This window comes from Albidovulum sp. (assembly GCF_049646345.1).
Lineage (GTDB): Bacteria > Pseudomonadota > Alphaproteobacteria > Rhodobacterales > Rhodobacteraceae > Albidovulum.
The window spans coordinates 1-1676 of sequence record NZ_JBARVQ010000530.1 but is presented as its reverse complement, the minus strand read 5'-3'; the positions used below and the strand labels follow the sequence as shown (position 1 = coordinate 1676).

Annotated in this window: 2 protein-coding genes; both read right to left on the bottom strand. The window is 61.8% G+C overall.

What is annotated here, in order from left to right:
- On the bottom strand, positions 1–1009 hold a 1009-nt coding region (locus tag WBB85_RS13615; protein WP_432639151.1), incomplete at its 3' end, for a DUF5930 domain-containing protein.
- 173 nt (positions 1010–1182) lie between these two features.
- On the bottom strand, positions 1183–1676 hold a 494-nt coding region (locus WBB85_RS13610), incomplete at its 5' end, for a ferritin-like domain-containing protein (RefSeq protein ID WP_432639150.1).

Below are 1676 nucleotides of genomic sequence, written 5' to 3'. Positions count from 1 at the left end.
TCCCCTCATGCATCCGCCCCCAGCGCCGGCCGAACCCGGACGTATAACGGAACGATGATTTGAGCGGGATCGCGAAGGGGGCCTTTTCGACGGCCATCCGGTAGAGGTTCATCCGGTCCAGCCCTTCGAGGATCTTCGTGGCGCGTTCGCCGTTGGGGTCCATCTTGCCGCCGACGGATGGCATCAGCGGGCCAAGCGGGCCGCCCTGGCCGGAATAGCCGCGCTGCACCTGTTTGATCAGATCATCAGGATCAAGTCCGGCCGAGGCGAACATCTTGTCCAGGGGTTCCATCGAAATCGTCACGGCCTCTTCGAGGCTGGTGAAGATGTCGTCATGACGCTCTTCCAGAAGCTTCATCTCATAGGCGATTTCGTCAGCTTCGGCCTTTGCGTCTATTGCCACGCGGGCCAGGGAGTCACGTTCTTCCGCCGTACGCTTGAGGGCGGACGAAACGAATTCAAGCGTTCCGGCCGTTTCCTCGCCCCGCACGGCATTCTGCGCGGTTTGCGGGCCGCCCGAGATGGTTGCGGTCAACTCCGCCAGGTCGGTCCGGGCCTCATCGCGTTCGGTCATGCTGCGCCGCAGGGTGGACTGGATTACGCCGATGCCGGTTTCCAGCTCCTTGCGCCGCTCTTCCGAGGCGAGCAGGGCTGATTGCATCGCTGAGACCTGTTCCAGAGCAATGGCAAAACGCTCCTGCGCCGCAACCGCTTCTTCGGCACGTGCATCGCGTTCGTGTGACAGCGCGTCAAGCCGCGCCTCATAGGTCGCCATTTCGCGCCGGGATTGTTCGCGGGCGCTGCCTGAACCGATCGAGTCCATCATCAGGATCGCCGTGGCGACGATGGTCCAGGCCAGAACCACAGCCGATCCGCCAAGGGCGACGGCCTGTGTGGTGGGTTTCAGGCGAACGAAACGGGTTTCGGTGTCAGAGCGCAGGAACAGACGCTGTTCCGGCAAGTGCCGCTCAAGGGCGGCGTGAAAACGGTGTGTCAGGCGTGCTGGCAAACTTGTCCCCGTTGCGCTTTTGGTTCTGAAAGACAGGATGTCATCCCCACGACATCCCCTTGGCGCAAGGGCTTAACAACCCTGTGATCTCGCTGCAACAATTTTGACCAAATGTGCCGGGGGACCGGCCGGAACCTGCCGTTATCGGCGAATTTTTGCCGACGATTCTGCAGTTACCTGAACCCGGCAGTGCCCGGCGCTTCAGCGACCTCTTCGGCAAGCGGCCAGTAGAAGTCCGGCGGCAGCCCGGCTTCGGCGCGTTTTTCTTCGTTGAAGGGCGGTTTCAGCGCGCCACGGAAGTATTTGCGGACAAGCCCGTGAAAGACCTCCTTGGGGTCGAGACCGTCGCGGCCGCAAAGCCAGTTGAACCATTTCACCCCATAGGCGACATGGCCGACCTCTTCGGCATAGATCACCTTCAGCGCCGCAATCGCGGCAGGTTCGTCAGCCTTGGTGAAGATCTCGATCATACCCGGTGTCACATCGAGGCCGCGCGCCTCCAGCACCATCGGCACGACCGCAAGCCTGCCGTGAAGCTCGGCTGCTGTGTCTTCAGCCGCGCGCCACATTCCGGCATGGGCGGGCAGGGCGCCGTAGTGGCTGCCCATTGCTTCAAGACAGTCGCAGAGAAGGTTGAAATGTTTGGATTCTTCATCGGCCGACTTCA